We start from the raw sequence: 1,626 nt of genomic DNA on the forward strand, positions 1-1,626 counted from the left end.
TTTATTATGTTTCTTTTTATACATATGTATTTTAAAGTTATATCCCATACATATTAGTATTAATTCTCGTTTAACTCCTGAAAGTCCTGATATTTTAAGTTTTCTTAATTTCATATCTTCTTTTATTACTCCGAAAGCACCTTCTACTTGAATACTTCTATTCATACGTAATCTAATCCCTTTTTCTGTTGTTATATTTTCCTTAGATTCTTTTGAAAATTTTCTAAATTCATAATTATACCAAACATTTTTACCTGTTTTACTATTATGAAATATCCTATACATATTTCCTTTTCTATATCTATCTCTTACATATTCTAATTCAAAACCATCACTACGTTTTAATACATTATTCATTTCATCATATATTAAATTTTCTGGTCTATTTAAATCTTTTTGAAATTTTCTAGTTTTACTTTTCTCATATGTTTGTGGTTTTATGTAACTTACTAAATTATTATTTTTTAAGTATACGTAATTTTCAAGACTTTCATAACCTGCATCTGCTACTATATCTTTTAAATTAATTCCTTCATTTTTCATTTTATCTAAAAATGGAATTAATGTTTTAATATCAGTAGGATTAGAACAAATCATACTTGAGACTATTAATTCACTGCAAACACCTATTTGTAAATTATATCCAGGTTTTAATTGTCCATTACCCATATAGTCTTCTTTCATTCTCATAAAAGTAGCATCATTATCTGTTTTGGAATAACTGTTTCTATCTCCTAATATATCTAAATGTTTACTATATTCTATTATCTTATTTGTATATTGTTCTGCTAAATCTAAGTATTTTTGTTCTATACTTTTTCTTTTTCCTTTACCATATACCCTTATTATATTTTTATTATTTATTAAATCTATCATTTCTTTTAAACTAATTATATTTTTATTAAATTCAGTGTTAAAATCTTCAATTAATTTTTCTATTTTAATTAATAATCTATCTTGAAATTTAAGAATTGCCTTTTTCCATACAAAAGTATATTTGTTGGCATCTGCTTCTATTTTAGTCCCATCAATATATATTATACTAGTATCTATATTATTTAATTCAAGTAATTTATTAGTGAATTGAATGAATAAATCATTTATTTCAGGTTCTGCTTTTTGTAAAAATCTTGCTATTGTAGAATGGTCAGGAATTGGGTCATCACCTAGTAAATATCTAAATTTAATATTTTCCCTACATAATTGTTCAATTTCACGAGTTGATTTAACTTTTCTTGAATATGCAAAAACAACTATTGCTAATAGTCTTATTGGATGAACTTTTGTTTTGTGTTTGAATACTTGCATTAATTTATCATAATTTAATCCCTCCATTATCTTGCTAAGTTCATACACATCTTCATTCTCAGATATTTCAAATTGATACATATTGAAAAGTTTTGGTTGATTTATTTTCCAATTTGGATTAAAATTAGTTATCGTTTTCATAGGTATATTATACTAAAAAATCAGGATATTTTCCAGATAAAATTAGTATTTTATACCTTATTTTATTGAATTTAAACCAATTTATTCATAACAAAAAAGATGAAGAATTAGAGTGTTAAAATTCTAATTTCTTTCATCTTTTTTTATTCTGGACTATTTTTTAATTTGCAACAGCCC

Annotated in this window: 1 protein-coding gene; it reads right to left on the minus strand. The window is 23.1% G+C overall.

What is annotated here, in order from left to right:
* Positions 1-1,449 (minus strand): IS1182 family transposase (locus tag AWT72_RS08515; RefSeq protein WP_067143615.1); only part of this gene is annotated, 1,449 nt, incomplete at its 3' end.
* Between the last annotated feature and the right edge of the window lie 177 nt (positions 1,450-1,626).

This window comes from Oceanivirga salmonicida (genome assembly GCF_001517915.1).
GTDB classification, from domain to species: Bacteria; Fusobacteriota; Fusobacteriia; order Fusobacteriales; family Leptotrichiaceae; genus Oceanivirga; species Oceanivirga salmonicida.